The organism is Streptomyces sp. NPDC051567, from assembly GCF_044454165.1.
Classification (GTDB): domain Bacteria; phylum Actinomycetota; class Actinomycetes; order Streptomycetales; family Streptomycetaceae; genus Streptomyces.
In genome coordinates, this window is record NZ_JBITDK010000010.1 from 1 (window position 1) to 19,547 (window position 19,547).

17 protein-coding genes, 1 rRNA gene and 1 riboswitch are annotated in these 19,547 nt (G+C 71.4%); of the genes, 14 read left to right on the forward strand and 4 right to left on the reverse strand.

Going from position 1 to position 19,547, the window contains the following annotated elements; translation table 11 throughout:
* From rrf to ACIA5F_RS13860, 11 genes are all read left to right on the forward strand, one after another.
* Window positions 1–83 (forward strand): 5S ribosomal RNA (rrf, locus tag ACIA5F_RS13810); the annotation flags it as partial.
* Between the two features lie 129 nt (window positions 84–212).
* Window positions 213–803 (forward strand): CDP-alcohol phosphatidyltransferase family protein, encoded by a 591-nt coding sequence (locus ACIA5F_RS13815; protein WP_399352381.1) that lies wholly within the window; start codon window positions 213–215, stop codon window positions 801–803.
* A gap of 99 nt (window positions 804–902) precedes the next feature.
* Complete coding sequence (locus tag ACIA5F_RS13820) at window positions 903–3,398, forward strand: sugar phosphate nucleotidyltransferase (RefSeq protein ID WP_399352383.1); 2,496 nt, start codon at window positions 903–905, stop codon at window positions 3,396–3,398.
* A 125-nt stretch (window positions 3,399–3,523) separates the two neighbouring features.
* Window positions 3,524–4,426: a DUF881 domain-containing protein gene (locus ACIA5F_RS13825; protein ID WP_399352385.1), complete on the forward strand. Its 903-nt coding sequence runs from the start codon at window positions 3,524–3,526 to the stop codon at window positions 4,424–4,426.
* A complete protein-coding gene (locus ACIA5F_RS13830) occupies window positions 4,423–4,755 on the forward strand; it encodes a small basic family protein (RefSeq protein WP_399352387.1) in 333 nt (110 codons plus the stop codon). The genes ACIA5F_RS13825 and ACIA5F_RS13830 overlap by 4 nt, the downstream gene beginning before the upstream one ends.
* A gap of 5 nt (window positions 4,756–4,760) precedes the next feature.
* Window positions 4,761–5,540, forward strand: a complete 780-nt coding sequence (locus ACIA5F_RS13835) for a DUF881 domain-containing protein (RefSeq protein ID WP_399352389.1) — start codon at window positions 4,761–4,763, stop codon at window positions 5,538–5,540.
* A gap of 82 nt (window positions 5,541–5,622) precedes the next feature.
* Complete coding sequence (locus ACIA5F_RS13840) at window positions 5,623–6,567, forward strand: FHA domain-containing protein (RefSeq protein ID WP_399352724.1); 945 nt, start codon at window positions 5,623–5,625, stop codon at window positions 6,565–6,567.
* 43 nt (window positions 6,568–6,610) lie between these two features.
* A complete protein-coding gene (locus ACIA5F_RS13845; protein WP_399352391.1) occupies window positions 6,611–7,384 on the forward strand; it encodes a MerR family transcriptional regulator in 774 nt (257 codons plus the stop codon).
* Window positions 7,385–7,448: 64 nt separating this feature from the next.
* Window positions 7,449–7,922 carry a bifunctional nuclease family protein gene (locus ACIA5F_RS13850; protein WP_399352393.1) on the forward strand — a complete coding sequence of 158 codons (474 nt, stop codon included), beginning with the start codon at window positions 7,449–7,451 and terminating at the stop codon, window positions 7,920–7,922.
* Window positions 7,923–8,111: 189 nt separating this feature from the next.
* Complete coding sequence (locus ACIA5F_RS13855) at window positions 8,112–8,762, forward strand: MerR family transcriptional regulator (protein ID WP_399352395.1); 651 nt, start codon at window positions 8,112–8,114, stop codon at window positions 8,760–8,762.
* Window positions 8,763–9,069: 307 nt separating this feature from the next.
* Complete coding sequence (locus ACIA5F_RS13860) at window positions 9,070–10,581, forward strand: DNA polymerase IV (RefSeq protein ID WP_399352397.1); 1,512 nt, start codon at window positions 9,070–9,072, stop codon at window positions 10,579–10,581.
* A gap of 52 nt (window positions 10,582–10,633) precedes the next feature.
* On the opposite strand, the gene ACIA5F_RS13865 is transcribed toward ACIA5F_RS13860, so the two are convergent.
* The gene (locus ACIA5F_RS13865) at window positions 10,634–11,026 is read right to left on the reverse strand and encodes a PRC-barrel domain-containing protein (RefSeq protein ID WP_399352726.1); all 393 of its coding nucleotides are present in this window, start codon (window positions 11,024–11,026) and stop codon (window positions 10,634–10,636) included.
* A gap of 123 nt (window positions 11,027–11,149) precedes the next feature.
* Window positions 11,150–11,248: riboswitch (glycine riboswitch) on the forward strand.
* Window positions 11,249–11,470: 222 nt separating this feature from the next.
* Here ACIA5F_RS13865 and gcvP point away from each other — a divergent pair.
* Window positions 11,471–14,356, forward strand: a complete 2,886-nt coding sequence (gene gcvP / locus ACIA5F_RS13870; protein WP_399352399.1) for an aminomethyl-transferring glycine dehydrogenase — start codon at window positions 11,471–11,473, stop codon at window positions 14,354–14,356.
* A 170-nt stretch (window positions 14,357–14,526) separates the two neighbouring features.
* On the opposite strand, the gene ACIA5F_RS13875 is transcribed toward gcvP, so the two are convergent.
* Window positions 14,527–14,733: a DUF5999 family protein gene (locus ACIA5F_RS13875; RefSeq protein WP_399352401.1), complete on the reverse strand. Its 207-nt coding sequence runs from the start codon at window positions 14,731–14,733 to the stop codon at window positions 14,527–14,529.
* A gap of 262 nt (window positions 14,734–14,995) precedes the next feature.
* The gene (locus ACIA5F_RS13880; protein WP_399352403.1) at window positions 14,996–15,601 is read right to left on the reverse strand and encodes a hypothetical protein; all 606 of its coding nucleotides are present in this window, start codon (window positions 15,599–15,601) and stop codon (window positions 14,996–14,998) included.
* 492 nt (window positions 15,602–16,093) lie between these two features.
* On the opposite strand from ACIA5F_RS13880, the gene ACIA5F_RS13885 reads away from it, so the two are divergent.
* Window positions 16,094–17,605, forward strand: a complete 1,512-nt coding sequence (locus ACIA5F_RS13885) for a glutamate-cysteine ligase family protein (RefSeq protein ID WP_399352405.1) — start codon at window positions 16,094–16,096, stop codon at window positions 17,603–17,605.
* Window positions 17,606–17,696: 91 nt separating this feature from the next.
* Window positions 17,697–18,518: a CPBP family intramembrane glutamic endopeptidase gene (locus tag ACIA5F_RS13890; protein WP_399352728.1), complete on the forward strand. Its 822-nt coding sequence runs from the start codon at window positions 17,697–17,699 to the stop codon at window positions 18,516–18,518.
* A gap of 60 nt (window positions 18,519–18,578) precedes the next feature.
* On the opposite strand, the gene ACIA5F_RS13895 is transcribed toward ACIA5F_RS13890, so the two are convergent.
* Window positions 18,579–19,400, reverse strand: coding sequence for a PhzF family phenazine biosynthesis protein (locus ACIA5F_RS13895; RefSeq protein WP_399352407.1), 822 nt, complete (start codon window positions 19,398–19,400; stop codon window positions 18,579–18,581).
* Between the last annotated feature and the right edge of the window lie 147 nt (window positions 19,401–19,547).

Sequence of the window (19,547 nt, forward strand, 5' to 3'; positions counted from 1 at the left end):
ACATTCCGAACCCGGAAGCTAAGCCTTTCAGAGCCGATGGTACTGCAGGGGGGACCCTGTGGGAGAGTAGGACGCCGCCGAACAATTATTCCGGGAAAGCCCCGCACCTTATGGTGCGGGGCTTTCCTGCGTTCAGGGCACGGACGAGGTCTCCTGTAGGGTCAGGGGCATCGATTCGACCAAATTTCTACCGTCACAGTGGAGGCCCCCGGGTGGAGGTCCAGGAGACTCGGGTCCAGACCGACCGAATTTTCACCATTCCGAACGTCCTGAGCATGGCTCGCCTCGCCGGCGTGCCCCTGTTCCTGTGGCTGATTCTGACGAAGAACGACGGCTGGGCGCTGGCCGTTCTCATGCTCAGCGGGATCAGCGACTACCTCGACGGGAAGCTCGCGCGGCGCTGGAATCAGATCAGCAACCTCGGCCGGCTCCTCGATCCCGCCGCGGACCGGTTGTACATCCTGTCCACGCTCTTCGGCCTGACCTATCGGGGTCTGCTGCCGCTCTGGCTCACCTGCGCGCTGCTCGCCCGTGAAGTGATGCTGCTGGTCATGGTGTGGATTCTGCGCCGTCACGGCTATCCGCCGCCGCAGGTCAACTTCCTCGGCAAGGCGGCGACCTTCAACCTGATGTACGCCTTCCCCCTGCTGTTGCTCAGCGACGGGTCGGGCTGGCTGGCCTGGACGGGCTCTGTTTTCGGATGGGCGTTCGCAGGATGGGGTACAACGCTCTATTGGTGGGCAGGAATCCTTTACGTGGTGCAGGTCCGTCGTCTGGTCAAGGCGGACACCACCGCCGATTGAGCCCGCGAGGCGCCGGATGACACGGAGGAGTTGCGAAGTCACCGTCCGAGACGGGTGAGGTCGGCAAGACCGTCGTCTCTCAAGGAGGACTCTTCCGACATGAAGGCCGTCGTGATGGCCGGTGGTGAGGGCACCCGTCTTCGCCCCATGACCTCAAGCATGCCCAAGCCGCTCCTGCCGGTGGCCAACAGGCCGATCATGGAGCATGTGCTCAGGCTGCTCAAGCGGCACGGGCTCAGTGAGACCGTGGTCACCGTGCAGTTCCTGGCATCGCTCGTCAAGAACTATTTCGGTGACGGCGAAGAACTCGGCATGGAGCTCACCTATGCCAACGAGGAGAAGCCACTCGGCACCGCCGGCAGCGTGAAGAACGCCGAGGAGGCATTGAAGGACGATGCGTTCGTCGTCATTTCCGGCGACGCGCTCACCGACTTCGACCTCACCGACCTCATCCGTTTCCACAAGGAGAAAGGCGCACTGGTCACGGTGTGCCTGACCCGGGTGCCGAACCCACTGGAATTCGGCATCACGATCGTGGACGAGGAAGGCAAGGTCGAGCGCTTCCTGGAGAAGCCGACCTGGGGCCAGGTGTTCTCGGACACGGTCAACACCGGTATCTACGTCATGGAGCCCGAGGTCTTCGACTACGTGGACCCGGATGTCTCCGTCGACTGGTCCGGTGACGTCTTCCCGCAGCTGATGAAGGAAGGCCGGCCGATCTACGGCTATGTGGCCGAGGGCTACTGGGAGGACGTCGGCACCCACGAGAGTTACGTCAAGGCACAGGCCGACGTGCTTGAGGGCAAGGTCCAGGTGGAGATGGACGGCTTCGAGATCTCGCCCGGGGTGTGGATCGCCGAAGGCGCCGAGGTCAGTCCCGACGCCGTGCTGCGCGGGCCGCTGTACATCGGGGACTACGCCAAGATCGAGGCCGGGGTCGAGATCCGTGAACACACGGTCATCGGGTCGAACGTCGTCGTCAAGAGCGGTGCCTTCCTGCACAAGGCCGTCGTCCACGACAACGTGTACATCGGGCCCCACAGCAATCTGCGCGGCTGCGTCATCGGCAAGAACACCGACATCATGCGGGCCGCGCGGATCGAGGACGGGGCCGTCATCGGTGACGAGTGCCTCGTCGGCGAGGAATCGATCGTCCAGGGGAACGTGCGGGTCTACCCCTTCAAGACCATCGAGGCCGGTGCCTTCGTCAACACCTCGGTGATCTGGGAGTCGCGCGGACAGGCGCATCTGTTCGGTGCGCGGGGAGTCTCCGGGATTCTGAACGTGGAGATCACCCCCGAGCTGGTGGTGAGGCTCGCCGGGGCCTATGCGACGACGCTGAAGAAGGGCGCGATCGTCACCACGGCCCGTGACCACTCCCGGGGTGCGCGGGCACTCAAACGGGCGGTGATCTCGGCGCTCCAGGCCAGCGCCATCGACGTCCGCGACCTGGAGAACGTACCGCTGCCGGTGGCCCGGCAGCAGACCGCGCGGGGCAGCGCGGGCGGGATCATGCTGCGGACCTCGCCCGGGGTGCCCGACTCCGTGGACATCATGTTCCTGGACGAGCGCGGAGCCGACCTCTCGCAGGCACAGCAGCGCAAGCTCGACCGGGTGTACGCGCGGCAGGAGTACCGGCGGGCGTTCCCCGGGGAGATCGGTGACCTGCAGTTCCCGTCGAGCGTGTTCGACTCCTACACCGGCTCGCTGCTGCGGCGGGTGGACACCACCGGGGTCGCCGACGCGGGGCTCAAGGTGGTCGTGGACGCCAGCAACGGCAGCGCCGGGCTGGTCCTGCCCAGCCTCCTGGGCCGGCTCGGGGTGGACGCGCTGACGATCAACCCGGGTCTCGACGAGTCCAGGCCGACGGAGACCACGGAGTCCCGGCGGGCCGGGCTGGTACGGCTCGGGGAGATCGTGGCCTCGGCGCGGGCGGCCTTCGGGGTCCGCTTCGACCCGGTGGGGGAGCGGATCTCCCTGGTGGACGAGCGCGGGCGGATCATCGAGGACGACCGGGCCCTGCTGGTCCTGCTCGACCTGGTGGCCGCGGAGAAGCGTGGCGGCAAGGTGGCGCTGCCGGTGACCACGACCCGTGTCGCCGAGCAGGTGGCGGCCTACCACGGCACGCAGGTGGAGTGGACGACGACCTCGCCCGACGACCTGACCCGGGTGGGCCGGGCGGAGAGCACGATCTTCGGCGGGGACGGCCGGGGCGGGTTCATCGTCCCGGAGTTCAGCAGTGTGTTCGACGGGTCGGCGGCCTTCGTGCAGCTGCTCGGGCTGGTGGCGCGGACACAGCTCACGCTGAGCCAGATCGACGCCCGGATTCCGCGGGCGCACGTGCTCAAGCGGGACGTGCCGACGCCGTGGGCGGTGAAGGGGCTCGTCATGCGGCGGGTCGTGGAAGCCGCCGGGGACCGGCAGGTGGACACCACCGACGGGGTGCGGGTGGTCGAGGCCGACGGGCGGTGGGCGCTGGTCCTGCCGGACCCGGCGGAGGCGGTCACCCACCTGTGGGCCGAAGGCCCCGACGACGCGTCCGCGCAGGCGCTGCTGGACGAGTGGGCCGGGGTGGTGGACGGCGCCGGGCACTGAGCCGGGCACTGAGCGCCGGGCGCGGGGCGCCGTAGGACGGGGCTCCGGCGGGCCGGGTACGGGGAGGTGCCCGGCCCGGTCCGCCGGACGGACGCGTTCGGCGCGCACGGCGCCGACATGCGACGATGTGCGGCATGTCGCAGCCGTCCCCCCACCGGAGTCCGGCGCCGCCGCCCGCGCGCCCGGACGCCTCCATGTCGCTGCTGACGCACGTGATGGACCACAGCCTCGACGAGGGCTACGCGGAGGCCGCCGCCCGGCGCGAGGCGGAGGGCACGGCGGGTCTGCCGCGCCCCCTCAAGGCCAAGCTGATGCTCGCCGCCGCGCTCGTACTCGTCGCCACGGTCGTCACGCTCGCCGCCGCCGAGGCGCGGGTGGCCGCGCCCGTGCTGGCCAGGGAGCGTCAGGAGCTGATCGGCCGGGTGGAGCGGGCGGACGGGCGGATGCACGGGCTGGAGCGGGACATCGAGGGGCTCCGGGCCGATGTCGCCGCCCGGCAGAGCAGGGCCCTCGAACAGCACGGCGGGGACCAGGGCCGGCTCGTGGCGTTGCTGTCGGGCGCCACCGAGGTGCGGGGACCCGGGATCAGGCTGGTCGTGGACGATGCGAAAGGGGCGTCGTCGGGCGGTGGGGGGCCGCGTGAGAGCTCCGGGTTCTCGGACACCGGCCGGCTCCGCGACCGGGACATGCAGAAGATCGTCAACGGGCTCTGGCAGTCCGGTGCGGAGGCCGTCTCGGTCAACGGGCAGCGGCTGACGTCGCTGTCGGCGATCAGGGCGGCCGGTGACGCGATACTGGTCGACAACAGGCCGCTGGCGCCGCCGTACGAGGTGCTGGCGGTGGGGGACGGGAAACGGCTCGCCGCCGCCTTCCGGGACTCCGCGGACGGCCACTACCTGCACGTCCTCCAGGAGAGCTATGGAATCCGCTCCAGCCTGTCCCCGGTGGCCGAGCTGCGGCTGCCGGCGGCGCCGAGCCTGACCCTCCGTACGGCCAGAGCAGCAGAGCAGCAGAAGGGTGCGTCGTGATCGCGGTACTGGGCCTCCTGGCAGGAGTGGTGGTCGGACTTCTGGTCCGGCCCGAAGTGCCGGCCGTGGTGGAGCCGTATCTGCCGATCGCCGTGGTGGCGGCACTGGACGCCGTGTTCGGCGGGCTGCGCGCGATGCTGGACGGCCTCTTCGACGACAAGGTCTTCCTGGTGTCGTTCCTGTCGAACGTGGTGGTCGCCGCGCTGATCGTCTTCCTCGGTGACGAACTGGGCGTCGGCGCACAGCTGTCCACGGGCGTGGTCGTGGTCCTGGGCATCCGGATCTTCTCCAACGCCGCGGCCATCCGCCGGCACGTGTTCAGGGCGTGAGGCCGGTGCGTACGGACGACACCCCGCAGGAAGAGCCGAAGGACGAGGGTGCCCGGCCGCCCGCGCCGACGGGCCGGCAGCGGCTGCTGGCCGGGCTGTGGCCGCCGCGGGTGAGCCGGGCCCAACTGGTCGTCGCGTTCCTGCTCTTCGGCCTCGGTCTGGGACTGGCCGTCCAGGTGCGGTCGAACAGCGAGTCCGGCGCGCTGCGCGGAGCCCGTCAGGAGGACCTCGTGCGCATCCTCGACGAGGTCGACGGGCGGACCAAGCGGCTGGAGGACGAGAAACAGCTGCTGGAGGCGCAGCGCAAGGAGCTGGAGAACAGTTCGAACCAGGCCGAGGAGGCCCGTCGGCAGACCGTCGAGAAGGAGCGTCAACTCGGAATCCTGGCCGGTACGGTGGCGGCGCAGGGCCCGGGGATCACGCTGAGGATCACCGATCCCACGGGCGAGGTCCGGTCGGACCAGCTCCTGGACACCCTGCAGGAGCTGCGGGCGGCCGGGGCCGAGGCGATCCAGATCAACGGGGTGCGGATCGTGGCGGGCTCGTACTTCACGGACGAGGACGGCGGGGTCGGGATCGACGGCAGGAAGATCACGCAGCCGTACGAGTTCAGGGTGATCGGCAAACCCCAGGACCTGGAGCCGGCCCTCAACATTCCCGGCGGTGTGGTCCAGACGCTGGAGAAGGAACAGGCCACCGTCGCCGTCACACGGTCGGCGAAGATCGTCGTGGACGCCTTGCGGCCCGCGAAGCAGCCTGACTACGCTCGGTCGTCACCGTCGTGAAACGGGACGGGACGTGGAGCCGCTCACGCGGGCGGATGCCTGCGGGGGGTCGGCGCACCGAAGTCGCGGTGCGTGGTGGAAACTGTCTGATGGTTACGGACGTTGTGAGGATGTCCGGGTCGGCAGGTGTGTGCATGCGAAGTTCGTCCTGCCCCACGGGCGGGTCTGTTTCGGTCAAGGGGAATCGCCCGTGAAGTTGTTTGAGAAGTTGTTCGGAAAGAAGAACCGCGAGGAGAGCGGGGCGCCCAGGCACCGCGCGGGGCATGTGGAGGGGGAGGGCCAGGGAGACCGGCCGCTCTTCCGGGACGAGGTGGGCGGCGTGGACGGCCCTTCGGGCGGACACGGCGCGTCGCCTGTTGACCCTGCCGGTACCGGGCGCATAGGTTTCGGTGAACCATCAACCTCAAGTGCGGGTGGAGGGTTTGTCTCCGACCCGTATGCCACCAGTGCTTCCGCGGGGCAGCCGCGGCGCGAGGAGCCGTCCATGCCGGCCGTGCAGATCTGTAGCAGGTGCGGGCACCGCAGCGACGCGGTCAGCCGCTTCTGCTCCAACTGCGGGGCGCCGCTGCGGGCGGGTCTGACGCCGGAGCGCGCCTCGGAGACCACGTCCACGATCTCGATCTCCGGACTGGAGGCCTACGAGGCCGAGGTGTCGGGGCAGGGGCACATGCCGTCCTCGCTCTCCCCCGAGGCCCAGGCCGCGGTGGAGGCGCTGCCGCCGGGTTCCGCCCTGCTCATCGTGCGGCGCGGACCCAACTCCGGCAGTCGCTTCCTGCTCGACGGCGAGCTGACCACGGCCGGCCGCCACCCGCAGAGCGACATCTTCCTGGACGACGTCACCGTCTCCCGGCGGCATGTCGAGTTCCGCAGGGGCCAGGAGGGCGGTTTCACCGTCTCCGACGTCGGCAGCCTCAACGGCACGTACGTGAACCGTGAGCCGATCGACGCGGTCGCCCTGCACAGCGGCGACGAGGTGCAGATCGGCAAGTACCGGCTGGTCTTCTACGCGAGCCTGCGGGGCATCTGACCCTCCCCCGGACTCCGTCCGGGGGGACCCCAGGAAAGGTCTCATGCTGCGTACCCCGACCGGCGGTGCCCCGAAGAACGGCACCGCCGGTACCACCGGACCGGCCGGGCGGCTGGTGAGCATCGGCACGGTGATCACCGTGCTGCGTGACGAGTTTCCCGAAGTCACGATCTCGAAGATCCGTTTCCTGGAGGCGGAGGGGCTGGTCGAGCCCCGGCGCACACCTTCCGGATACCGCAAGTTCAGCACCGGCGACGTCGAGCGGCTGGCGCACGTCCTGCGCCTGCAGCGTGACCACTACCTGCCGCTCAAGGTCATCCGGGAGCAGCTCGACGCGCTCGCCCGCGGCGAGCAGATCCGCATCCCCGCCCCGACGGCGCACGGGGACTCCGGCGCCCCGACGGGCCCTGCTGCCGTCTACGGCGCGGTCGGCCGCGAGCGGCCCCCTGCGGCCCGGGTGGACCGGGCCGCTCTGATGGCCGAGGCCGGGGTGGACGAGGCGCAGCTGGCCGAGTGGGAGTCCTACGGGCTGCTGTCGGAGGTTCCCGGCGGCGGGTTCGACGCCGGGGCGGTCACTGTGGCCCGGCTCGTGGCCGACTTGGGCCGGTTCGGTCTGGAACCGAGACACCTGAGGGCCATGAAGGCCGCCGCGGACCGGGAGGCGGGCCTGGTGGAGCAGGTCGTCGCCCCGCTGCGCCGGCACCGCAATCCGCAGACCAGGGCCCATGCCGAGGCCACCCTGAAGGAGCTGGCGGGGCTCTCCGTACGGCTGCACGAGGCGCTCGTGCAGACCGCTCTGGGGGTCCGGCCGCACTGACCTGGGGGAGCCCGGGGAGGGGCCCGACTACCCAAACCTGCCGGGCAGGTCCTAGGGTTGCTGTGTGAACGAGCTCGACGTAGTGGGTGTCCGGGTGGAAATGCCCTCGAACCAGCCGATCGTGCTCCTGCGTGAAGTGGGAGGCGACCGGTACCTCCCCATCTGGATAGGTCCGGGGGAGGCGACCGCGATCGCCTTCGCGCAGCAGGGGATGGCCCCTGCCCGGCCGCTGACGCACGACCTGTTCAAGGACGTGCTGGAGGCGGTCGGCGAGGAGCTCACCGAGGTCCGGATCACGGACCTGCGGGAGGGCGTCTTCTACGCGGAGCTCGTCTTCGCCAGCGGGGTCGAGGTGAGCGCCAGGCCGTCCGACGCCATAGCGCTGGCCCTGCGGACGGGGACGCCGATCTACGGCAGTGACGGCGTGCTGGCCGATGCCGGGATCGCGATTCCCGACGAGCAGGAAGACGAGGTGGAGAAGTTCCGCGAGTTCCTCGACCAGATCTCCCCCGAGGACTTCGGCGGCGGCCCGCAGTGAGGCACGGGCCGCGTCGGCCCCGTCACCCACGGGGAACCACCGCCTCATTCGAGTAGCCTTTCCCCGCAAAGGGGCACGCGAAACCACTCTCAGGGTGATTATCACTCGGCATGCCGAGTGTGGCGATCGTTGACGCACCCCTGGTGACTGCCTACCTTCAAGGTGGCAGGTCGAGGACGGAGGGTCGGCGTGAGGATCACGGGCGACGGTACGACCGGGGGCATCCCCGCACGCGGTGACAGTGGAACGTATCCGCTGTACGGCGGTGCGGCGGGTTCCGCGCGCCGGCAGCCGGAGTCCACGCCGGTCACGGCGGTGGGTGGCGACCCGGCGCCCGCGCCCGCACCCGAACAGGTCGGCTACCGCGGGCCGACGGCCTGCGCCGCGGCGGGCATCACGTACCGGCAGCTCGACTACTGGGCGCGGACCGGGCTGGTGGAGCCGAGCGTGCGCCCCGCGTACGGCTCGGGCACGCAGCGCCTGTACAGCTTCCGGGACGTCGTCGTCCTCAAGATCGTCAAGCGGTTCCTGGACACCGGGGTGGCGCTGCAGAACATCCGCGCCGCCGTGCAGCACCTGCGTGACCGCGGCTTCTGCGACCTGGACCGCATGACACTCATGAGCGACGGCGCCACCGTCTACGAGTGCACCTCGCCCGACCAGGTCGTCAGCCTGCTCCAGGGCGGGCAGGGCGTCTTCGGGATCGCGGTGGGCGTGGTGTGGCGGGACGTGGAGAACGCGCTGTCGCAGCTCCACGGAGAGCGGGTGGACACCGGCGAGACCCTGGTGGGACACAACCCGGCCGACGAACTGGCCGCCCGCCGGAACAGGGCTGTCTAGTTTTTTGGGGCTCGGTTCTCCTCCGGGGCGCTCGGAGCCTGACTCACCAGGCCGTACGTGCTCAGAAACCCTCGTACCTCGGGTTTCCTCCGCGCGCTCGCCCTTGTTCCCCAGGCGCGCCCCTTCGGCTCACTCGCCTTCTTTCCCCGGGGTGTCGGTCTACCTCCGGGGTGCTTGAGGCCTGACTCAGGGGGCCCTCCGGCTCACTCGCCCGAAGGCCGGGCGGGGCGGGTGGGGTGGCAGGGGGGCAGGGGGCGGTGGTGTGGCCGGGGTCGGGATGTCAGAGGGGTAGGGCAGCATCGGAGGTGTGAGATCCGTGCCGACCATCCTGCATCTGGACATGGACGCCTTCTACGCCTCCGTGGAACAGGCGTCGAAGCCGAGCCTGCGCGGGAAAGCCGTGATCGTCGGTGGGCTCGGGCCGCGCGGGGTCGTCGCGACCGCCTCCTACGAGGCCAGGCGGTTCGGGGTGCATTCGGCGATGCCGATGGCGCAGGCCAGGCGGCTCTGCCCGAACGGCGCCTGCCTGATCCCGCGCTTCGGTCTCTACCGGGCGGTCAGCGAGGTGGTCATGACCCTGCTGCGGGAGGTGTCGCCGCTGGTGGAGCCGCTCAGCCTGGACGAGGCGTTCGTGGACCTGGAGGCGGGCGGCGCCGCCTTCGACGCGGGGGCGGCCCGGGAGACGGGGGAGCGGCTGCGGGCGGAGATCCGGGCGGCCACGGGGCTCAGCGGGTCGGTGGGGCTGGCGGGGTCCAAGATGCTGGCCAAGGTCGCGTCCGAGGCGGCCAAGCCGGACGGACTGCTGCTGATCGAGCCGGGGACGGAGCGGGAGCTGCTGGCGCCGATGCCGGTGCGGACCCTGCCGGGGGTGGGGCCGGCCACCGGGGAGCACCTGCGGCGGGCCGGGATCACCACGGTGGGGGAGCTGGCCGAGGCGGGCGAGGACGAGCTGGTCCGGATGGTGGGCCGCTCGCACGGGGTCGGGCTGTACCGGATGGCGCTGGGCCTGGACGACCGGCCGGTGGTCGCGGAGCGGGACGCGAAGTCGGTGTCGGTCGAGGACACCTTCGACGTGGACCTGCACGACCGGGTGCGCATCCGTGAGGAGGTCCGCAGGCTCGCCGACCGGTGTGTGGAACGGCTGCGGGGGTCCGGTCACTCGGGGCGCACGATCGTGCTCAAGGTGCGGCGGTACGACTTCTCGACGCTGACGCGGTCCGAGACGCTGCGGGGCCCGACGGACGACCCGGCGGTGGTGCGGGAGGCGGCTGCCCGGCTGCTGGAGGCGGTGGACACCACGGGAGGCGTGCGGCTGCTGGGGGTGGGGGTGACGGGGCTGACCGACTACACGCAGGAGGACCTCTTCGCGCAGGCCGCCGCCCAGGAGCGGGAACAGGAACAGGAACAGGAACGGGAACGGGAGCGGGAGCGGGCCGCTCGGGAGCCGGTCGGGAAGGCGCCCGAAGGCAAGCGTCCGGAGGATGTCGGTGGGGTGGAGAAGACAGAGGGGGCGGAAGGGGCTGGTGCGGCCACCGGGGTGACGGATACGGGGCCGGGGCCGGGAGCGCTGCCCGGCCCCGGTGTCGCGCCGGAGGCGGCCGAGCCCGCTCCCGGGCGGCACTGGGTGCCCGGGAGCGATGTGCGGCACGCGGTGCACGGGCCCGGGTGGGTGCAGGGCAGCGGGGTCGGGCGGGTGACCGTACGGTTCGAGCGGCCCGGGGCGGAGCCGGGCCGGGTGCGGACCTTCCGGGTGGACGACCCCGAACTGGAGCCGACCGATCCGCTGCCGTTGCCGGGGGAGCGGCAGGCGGGCCCGTAGCCGCCGGGCCGGACGCCGTCGCGGGGCGGCAGGACGTCACCCCGGGCGGGGCTCAGCCTTCGTCGCCCGCCAGGCGGCCGAAGTCCCGGTCCTTCCCGGGCGGGGGCTCGGGGCGCTGGAACTCGGCCGGGGGGGTCACGTCCAGGCCGTAGTGGTGGTAGAGCTGCAACTCCTGCTCGGGGGAGAGGTGGCGGCCGACGCCGAAGTCCGGGGCGTCCTTGATGAGGGCACGTTCGAAGGGCACCCGCAGGGTGTCGTCCACCAGCTCGCTCGGCTCCAGCGGGACGAAGGCGTCCCGGCCGAACAGGCCCGTGCGGACCGCGGCCCATTCCGGGACCCCGGTGGCGTCGTCCAGGTAGACCTCGTCCACGGTTCCGATCTTGGTGCCATTGCGGTCGAACGCCTTGCGGCCGATCAGGCTGCGCGGATCGATGTCGGTCTGCACGGTCCCTCCAACTGGTCGCATTGGTCGCAACTCATCCGTATTCACTACAGAAAGGCATATCCGGAGAGGGGGCCACTCGACGGAGGCCCCGGCAACGCCGCTGGTAGGCTGGGTGACGGCTGTCGACCCTGTGCGGGAGAGTCCTCCGAGTGAGCACGACGGAGGCGCCGAAGGAGCAAATCCTCCCCGGAATCTCTCAGGCATACGTACCGCACGGACGAGGCCACTCTGGAAAGCAGGGGCGGGTACCGGGCGCGCAGCGCCGGTTCCGCTCCTCACCGACGGTGAAAGCCGGATCTCATCGGGGGCACCTCCCAGCGGTCGCTGGGCAAGATCCCCGCGAGGCCCGGTGAAACTCTCAGGTTGAGATGACAGAGGGGGAGGCCGTCCGGGTGCCCGCGCCGTGGTGCCCCTCGCAGGTCATACGACCAGGAGGCCTCCGTCATGACCGCCAACCGCATTCCGCTCTCCCAGCTGGAGCGAGGCATCCCCTTCGAGCAGCGCCACATCGGCCCGGACGCCGAGGCGCAGGCGAAGATGCTCGCCCAGGTGGGCTACGGCTCCCTGGACGAGCTGACCGCCGCCGCGGTGCCGGATGTGATCAAGACCGCCGGCGCGCTGAACCTGCCCGGGGCGCGGACCGAGGCCGAGGTCCTCGCCGAGCTCCGCTCGCTCGCCGACCGCAACCAGGTCCTCTCCTCGATGATCGGTCTCGGCTACTACGGGACCTTCACGCCGCCGGTGATCCTGCGCAACGTCATGGAGAACCCCGCCTGGTACACGGCCTACACGCCCTACCAGCCCGAGATCTCGCAGGGCCGTCTCGAAGCGCTCCTGAACTTCCAGACCGTCGTGGCGGAGCTGACCGGCCTGCCGACCTCCGGAGCCTCGCTGCTCGACGAGGGCACCGCCGCCGCCGAGGCCATGTCGCTGGCCCGGCGGGTGGGCAAGGTCAAGGGCGGCGTCTTCCTGATCGACGCCGACGCGCTGCCGCAGACCGTCGCCGTGATCGAGACCCGCGCCGAGCCGGTCGGGGTCGAGGTCGTCGTCGCCGACCTGTCCGACGGCATCCCGGCCGAGATCGCCGAGCGCGGCGTCTTCGGCGTGCTCCTCCAGTACCCGGGCGCCTCCGGCGCGGTACGGGAGATCAAGCCGGTCATCGACCAGGCCCACGGGCTCGGCGCCGTCGTCACCGTCTCCGCGGACCTGCTCGCCCTGACCCTGCTGACCTCCCCGGGCGAGCTGGGCGCGGACATCGCCGTGGGCACCACCCAGCGGTTCGGCGTCCCGATGGGCTTCGGCGGACCGCACGCCGGCTACATGGCCGTCCAGGCCAAGCACGCCCGCTCGCTGCCCGGCCGCCTCGTCGGCGTCTCCGTGGACGCGGACGGCAACAAGGCGTACCGGCTGGCCCTGCAGACCCGTGAGCAGCACATCCGCCGCGAGAAGGCCACCAGCAACATCTGTACCGCCCAGGTGCTGCTCGCCGTCATGGCCGGGATGTACGCCGTCTACCACGGCCCGGACGGCCTGCGGACGATCGCCCGGCGCACCCACCGCTACGCGGCCCTGCTCGCCGCCGGTCTGACGGCCGGCGGGGTGGAGACCGTCCACGGCGCCTTCTTCGACACGGTCACCGCCCGCGTGCCGGGCCGCGCCGCCGAGGTCGTCGCCGCGGCCCGGGAGCGGGGGGTCAACCTGTTCCGGGCCGACGCCGACCACGTCTCGGTCTCCTGCGACGAGACCACGCTGCGCGCCGATGTCGAGGCCGTCTGGGCCGCCTTCGGGGTCACCGCCGGCATCGAGGCGCTCGACGGGACCACGGCCGACGCGCTCCCCGAGGGCCTGCTGCGCTCGGATACCTACCTGACCCACCCGGTCTTCCACCAGCACCGCAGCGAGACCGCGATGCTGCGCTACCTGCGCAGGCTCGCGGACAAGGACTACGCGCTGGACCGGGGCATGATCCCGCTCGGCTCCTGCACGATGAAGCTCAACGCGACCACCGAGATGGAGCCGGTCACCTGGCCCGAGTTCGGCCAGCTGCACCCCTTCGCCCCGGCGGAGCAGGCCGAGGGGTACCTCACGCTCATCACCGAGCTGGAGGAACGTCTCTGCGAGGTCACCGGCTACGACAAGGTCTCCCTCCAGCCCAACGCCGGTTCCCAGGGCGAGCTGGCCGGACTGCTGGCCGTGCGCGCCTACCACCGCGCCAACGGTGACGCGCGGCGCACCGTCTGCCTCATCCCGTCCTCCGCGCACGGCACCAACGCCGCCAGCGCCGTGATGGCCGGCATGAAGGTCGTCGTCGTCAGGACGGCCGACGACGGCGAGGTGGACGCGGACGACCTGCACGCCAAGATCGACCAGTACCGTGACGAACTCGCGGTGCTGATGATCACCTACCCGTCCACGCACGGCGTGTTCGAGGAGCACGTCGCGGACATCTGCGCCCGGGTGCACGACGCCGGCGGCCAGGTCTACGTGGACGGCGCCAACCTCAACGCCCTGGTGGGCCTGGCCAAGCCGGGGCACTTCGGCGGCGACGTCTCGCACCTGAACCTGCACAAGACCTTCTGTATCCCGCACGGCGGCGGCGGTCCGGGCGTCGGCCCGGTCGGGGTCCGGGCGCACCTGGCCCCGTACCTGCCGAACCACCCGCTCCAGCCGTCCGCCGGTCCGGCGACGGGCGTCGGCCCGGTCTCGGCCGCCCCCTGGGGCTCGGCGGGCATCCTGCCGATCTCCTGGTCGTACGTGCGGCTCATGGGCGGCGAGGGGCTCAAGCGCGCCACCCAGGTGGCGGTGCTCGGCGCCAACTACATCGCCAAGCGGCTGGAGCCGCACTACCCGGTGCTCTACACCGGGCCGGGCAACCTGGTCGCGCACGAGTGCATCATCGACCTGCGTCCGCTGTCGAAGGCGACGGGGGTCAGCGTGGACGACATCGCCAAGCGTCTGATCGACTACGGCTTCCACGCGCCGACCATGTCCTTCCCGGTCGCCGGCACGCTGATGATCGAGCCGACGGAGTCCGAGAACCTGGCCGAGATCGACCGTTTCTGCGACGCGATGATCGCCATCCGCGGCGAGATCGAGCGGGTCGCGGGCGGTGAGTGGCCGGTGGACGACAACCCGCTGGCCAACGCCCCGCACACGGCCGCCGCGCTGGGCGGCGAGTGGAACCACCCGTACACCCGGGACGAGGCGGTCTTCCCGGCCGGGGTGACGGCCACCGAGAAGTACTGGCCGCCGGTGCGCCGGATCGACGGCGCGTTCGGCGACCGGAACCTGGTCTGCTCCTGCCCGCCGCTGGACGAGTACGAGAACTGAGCACGAGTACGAGAACTGAGCACGAGTACGAGTACGAAGCGCGCGAACCGGGCCGTACCGGCGTGAGGTCGCGCCCGGTGTGAACGCGGTGCGCGGACGGACGGCGTGAACGAGGGGCCGGTCCGGGAGATCTCCTCCCGGACCGGCCCCTCGCGCGGTGACGACAGGTCCTACGCGGCCCTCATCGCGTGTGCCGACGCGAGGGGGCGGTGCGGGGCGATGATCTGGCCGTCCGGCAGCAGCTCCCCGGTGTCCTCGAAGAGCAGGACGCCGTTGCACAGCAGGCTCCAGCCCTGTTCCGGGTGGTGGGCGACAGGGTGCGATGCCTCCCGGTCGGCGGAGTCGGCGGACGGGCAGGCTGGCTGGTGCTGGCACATGGATGCGCTCTTTCGCTGCGGAGTGGTCTGCGTGCTACGGCTCGATGCGTGGTTCATGGCCGTCCCCCTGGATCGTCCCCGCACCCGCGGGGCGCGTGGGCCTCAGTCTTCCCCCACGACAGCCGCTTCGCAGGCATTTCCCGGCAGCTGTCCTCATGGAGGGAAGACGCGTCACCCGTGCGGGCGGTTCAGACCAACTCCCCTGTCATTTCGGGTGGTTCGGTGGTGGCCCGGACGGGCTAGACCGAATGGGCCGTACGGGTCAGGCGGCGGGCGCGGCCATCGAGGGCGGTACCGGGGGTGCCGGAGGGGTCAGCCGGTGGGTCAGTACGGGCAGCAGCTCGGAGAGCAGGTGCGGCCGGTACGGGGCGATCCCGGGCGGTGCCGGGGCCAGGGGGACGAGCAGGTCCTCGGCGCCCGGCAGCCCGGAGGCGGCGTCCGCGCCCACCGCCCCGTGCAGCCAGAGGGTCAGCATGTACAGCTCCGGTACGGACAGCAGCCGGGGCTGGTAGCGCCGGCCGAGCGACTCCGCCTGGCGCAGGGCGCGTTCGGTCGCGGCGACGTAGGGGCCCTCGAAGAAGTGGGAGAAGACCCAGCCGTCCGGCGTCAGCCGGGTGTCGGCGGCGGCGACGAAGCGGTCGTCGCCACGGATCAGGAACCGCCAGCCGGTCAGCCGGGTGCGCGGCGGCCTGCCACTGGCACGCACCCGGTCCAGAACATGTACCGGAAGGGGGAGTTCCGCGGTCGCCGGGCCCTGGAGCGCGCGCAGGGCCGGAGTGTGCGCCTCATGGACGGCGGTGGGGGAGCCGAGTGCCTGAAGGACGCTGCGCAGAGCGGGCGCGGGAGCCGGAGGGACATGCAGCGGCATGGTGGGTCGCCTCTCACTTGGGAGACCTGTGGATCGGGGCAGGTACGACGGCGCTGTCGCATTCTGGGGCCGGACGAGGGCTGGGGGGCAATGGTCGCGCGCCAACTCTCTGCCTCGTTTGCGGAGTTTATACGACATGTGTTCACGCAGTGTTTCGGCTAGCCGTCCCGCCTATTGACGACAAGACGTTTACCGGTCCCGCTGCCGTGGCATTCGTGCCGATTGCGCGCAGGCATACCGCGCTGACCTCGAAGGTTACCGGACGATGGCTCGGCTGGAAAGCGTCTGTTATCCGCAACTGGCAAAGTCTGAGCTGATTTTGCGTGAGCCGACTTGCCAGGTGAATGTGCCGAAGCGCCCTTCGGCCAAACCGGCGCGCGCTCCTCGCCACTCGCGCACCGGGGGGCGTTATGGATCACCCTGCCGGGGCATCATCGACCGTGACGCGCGCCGGGGTGTCCCGGGCCAGGCCACTGGAGAAGGGACGCTTCGATGGGGGAGAAGGTCGTGGCGGGCGGATTCGACCTGTCCGATCGGCAGCGGTACCGGAAAAAGCTTCACGAGTGTCTGGAGGGATTGGAGCGACTTCTGGCAGAGAAGAGGTTCGATCGCCCGAAGAACATGATGGGGCTGGAGATCGAGTTGAATCTCGCGGGGCCCGACGGACTGCCGAGAATGGTGAACGCACAGGTTCTGGAGCGGATAGCGAGTACGGATTTCCAGACCGAACTCGGCATGTTCAACCTGGAGGTGAACGTCCTTCCGCACCGGCTCGGCGGCCGGGTGTTCGACCAGCTCGCGGAGGAACTCAGCGCCGGGCTCGGCTATGCCCACCGGCAGGCCGTCGAGGTGGACGCCGGGGTGGTGATGATCGGAATTCTGCCGACCATCTCCCGCGCCGACCTGGTGGCCGCCAACCTTTCGGCGGTGGACCGCTACTCGCTGCTGAACGAGCAGATCCTGATGATGCGCGGCGAGGACTTCACCCTCGACATCGAGGGCGTGGAGCGGCTGACCTGGACCTCCGGGTCGATCGTGCCGGAGGCCGCGTGCACCTCCGTCCAGCTGCACCTCCAGGTGACGCCCTCCCGGTTCTCCGACGTGTGGAACGCGGCGCAGGCGGTGGCCGCCGTCCAGATAGCCGTCGGCGCGAACTCGCCGTTCCTGTTCGGGCGGGAGCTGTGGCGGGAGTCGCGGCCCCCCCTCTTCCAGCAGGCCACCGACACCCGGCCGCCCGAGCTCCAGGCACAGGGGGTGAGGCCGCGGACCTGGTTCGGGGAGCGGTGGGTGGAGTCGGCGTACGAACTCTTCGCGGAGAACGTCCGCTACTTCCCCTCCCTGCTGCCGATCTGCGACGAGGAGGAACCGCTGCGGGTGCTCGCCGAGGGCGGGGTGCCGGGGTTGCAGGAACTGGTCCTGCACAACGGGACCGTCTACCGGTGGAACCGGCCGGTGTACGGGGTCGCGGACGGGGTGCCGCACCTGAGGGTGGAGAACCGGGTGCTGCCGGCCGGGCCCACCGTCGCCGACGTCGTCGCCAACGCCGCCTTCTACTACGGGCTCGTCCGCACCCTCGCCGACGAGGCGCGGCCGGTGTGGACCCGGCTGCCGTTCGCCGAGGCGGAGGCCAACTTCGACGCGGCCTGCCGGTACGGGATCGACGCGCGGCTGCGCTGGCCGCGCCGGGGGCGGGGCGGCCAGCTCGTGAGCGTGCCCGCGGTACGGCTGGTCCTGGACGAGCTGCTGCCGATGGCGGCGGCCGGGCTGGACGCCTGGGGCATCGCGCCCGCGGACCGGGACCACTACCTCGGCATCGTCGAGGAGCGCTGCCGTCGCCGGGTCAACGGCGCCACCTGGCAGGTGGACACCTACCACCGGGCGCTGGCGGCCGGGCTGGAGCGGGACGCGGCGCTGGCCGCGACGACCCGGCGGTACAGCGAACTGATGCACCGGGGCGATCCCGTGCACACCTGGCCCGTGGGCCTGGGGGAGGAGGGCGACTGAGCCCGTGACCGGGAAGGCACACACCCGCCCCCGGCGACCCGCGGTGCTCCCGTTCCCCGCCGACGAGGCAGTATGGGGTGGTCGTAACGGGATGGCGGGACGGGAGTCGGGCGTGCGGGCGGAGCCGGTACCGGTGGTCGTGGAAGGGTGCGGGGACGGACGGCGGGGTCTCCTGCGGACCGAGACGCTGCTCGTCCTGGCGCTGTCGCTGGGCGCGAGCGGCGTCTCGGCCCTCATCAGTTTCATCGGCTCGCTCACCAAGCCGGGCGGGCTCGGCCAGCAGGCCGCCACGCTCAACGGCTCGTACGCCCCCGGCCGGCCCTGGCTGGACCTGGCGTGGCAGCTGTTCGGCATCGCGAGCGCGCTCGTGCCCGTCCTGCTGGTGGCGCACCTGCTGACCCGCGAGGGCGCGCCGGGGCTGCGGGTCCTGGGCTTCGACCGCACCCGGCCCGGCGGGGACCTGGGCCGGGGGGTGCTGGTCGCGGCCGGGATCGGGAGCGCGGGGCTCGCCTTCTACCTGGTGGCGCGGGCCACCGGCTTCAACCTGACGGTGGTGCCGGAGGCGCTGCCCGACGTGTGGTGGAAGTTCCCCGTGCTCATCCTCTCCGCGGTGCAGAACTCCGTGGTGGAGGAGGTCATCGTGTTGGGCTACCTGCTGCGCCGCCTCGACGGCCTGGGCTGGTCACCGACGGCCGCGCTGGCGGCCAGCTCGCTGCTGCGCGGCTCCTACCACCTCTACCAGGGCATCGGCGGTTTCGTCGGCAACGTGGTGATGGGCGCCGTCTTCGTCCTCGCCTACCGCCGCTGGGGCCGGGTGGGACCGCTGGTCGTCGCCCACGCGCTCCTCGACGTCGTCGCCTTCGTCGGGTACGCGCTGCTCGCGGGCAAGGTGGGCTGGCTGCCGACGCCGTGACGGGCCGCCGGCCCAAGGGGGGCGGGATCAGGGGCGGGTGAGGTCAGGGGGCGGGTGAGGTCAAGGGGCGGTGAGGAGTTCCCCGTCCAGGACCGTGACCGCGTCCCCGGTCAGCAGGGTGCGGTCGCCCGCCAGGGTGACGCGGACCAGCCCCCGGCGCGCGCCGCCCTGGAGGCCGGTCAGTTCGGTGCGGCCCAGGCGCGCGGCCCAGAACGGGGCGAGCGCGGTGTGGGCGCTGCCGGTGACCGGGTCCTCGTCGATGCCGAGGGCCGGGAAGAAGCCCCGGGAGACGAAGTCGTACCCGCGGGAGGGGTCCTCGGCGGCGGCGGTGACGATCACTCCGCGCTCGGCGTAGGCGCGCAGGGCGGCGTGGTCCGGGGCCAGCTCGCGGACGGTCCGCTCGTCGGCGACCTCGACGACGAGGTCGCCGAGGTGGGGCGAGGTGTCGTGCGCCGAGCGGACCGTGACGCCGCCCAGGGCCCGGCCCACCTCGGCGGGGACATCGGCCGGGACGAGGGCGGAGGTCGGGAAGTCCAGGGTGATCGCGCCGTCCCCGGCGGCCTCGGCTGTGAGGACGCCGCAGCGGGTGGCGAAGCGGATCAGCCCCGTGGCGAGACCGGTCGCCGCCAGGACGTGGGCGGTGGCGAGCGTGGCGTGGCCGCACAGGTCGACCTCGGCGGCCGGGGTGAACCAGCGCAAAGCCCAGTCGGCGTCCCCGCCGGGCGGGAGGGGGCGGGCGAAGGCGGTCTCGGAGAGGTTGACCTCGGCCGCCACCCGCTGGAGCCAGGCGTCCGGGGGGAAGGCGCCGTCGAGGAGCAGGACTCCGGCGGGGTTGCCGTGGAAGGGGCGGTCGGTGAAGGCGTCGACGATTCGGATGCGCATGCCCCGACCGTAGGGCGGCTCCGGGGCCTGCGGCCAAGGCCAATCGGAGGTCACTGGCCTTGGACGTCCGCGAGGGTCGCCGGTCGCCGGTCACGGGCCGCGCGGATGCCGGTCGTGCGGGTGCGGTTTCGTGCCGGGCGCGTGCGG

What these genes read in the sequence shown, in the direction of transcription:
- ACIA5F_RS13820 (WP_399352383.1), top strand. Translation starts at nt 903, where the DNA reads ATGAAGGCCGTCGTGATGGCCGGTGGTGAGGGCACCCGTCTTCGCCCC.
- ACIA5F_RS13825 (WP_399352385.1), top strand. Translation starts at nt 3,524, where the DNA reads ATGTGCGGCATGTCGCAGCCGTCCCCCCACCGGAGTCCGGCGCCGCCG.
- ACIA5F_RS13845 (WP_399352391.1), top strand. Translation starts at nt 6,611, where the DNA reads ATGCTGCGTACCCCGACCGGCGGTGCCCCGAAGAACGGCACCGCCGGT.
- gcvP (WP_399352399.1), top strand. Translation starts at nt 11,471, where the DNA reads ATGACCGCCAACCGCATTCCGCTCTCCCAGCTGGAGCGAGGCATCCCC.
- ACIA5F_RS13875 (WP_399352401.1), bottom strand. Translation starts at nt 14,733, where the DNA reads ATGTGCCAGCACCAGCCAGCCTGCCCGTCCGCCGACTCCGCCGACCGG.
- ACIA5F_RS13880 (WP_399352403.1), bottom strand. Translation starts at nt 15,601, where the DNA reads ATGCCGCTGCATGTCCCTCCGGCTCCCGCGCCCGCTCTGCGCAGCGTC.
- ACIA5F_RS13885 (WP_399352405.1), top strand. Translation starts at nt 16,094, where the DNA reads ATGGGGGAGAAGGTCGTGGCGGGCGGATTCGACCTGTCCGATCGGCAG.
- ACIA5F_RS13890 (WP_399352728.1), top strand. Translation starts at nt 17,697, where the DNA reads ATGGCGGGACGGGAGTCGGGCGTGCGGGCGGAGCCGGTACCGGTGGTC.
- ACIA5F_RS13895 (WP_399352407.1), bottom strand. Translation starts at nt 19,400, where the DNA reads ATGCGCATCCGAATCGTCGACGCCTTCACCGACCGCCCCTTCCACGGC.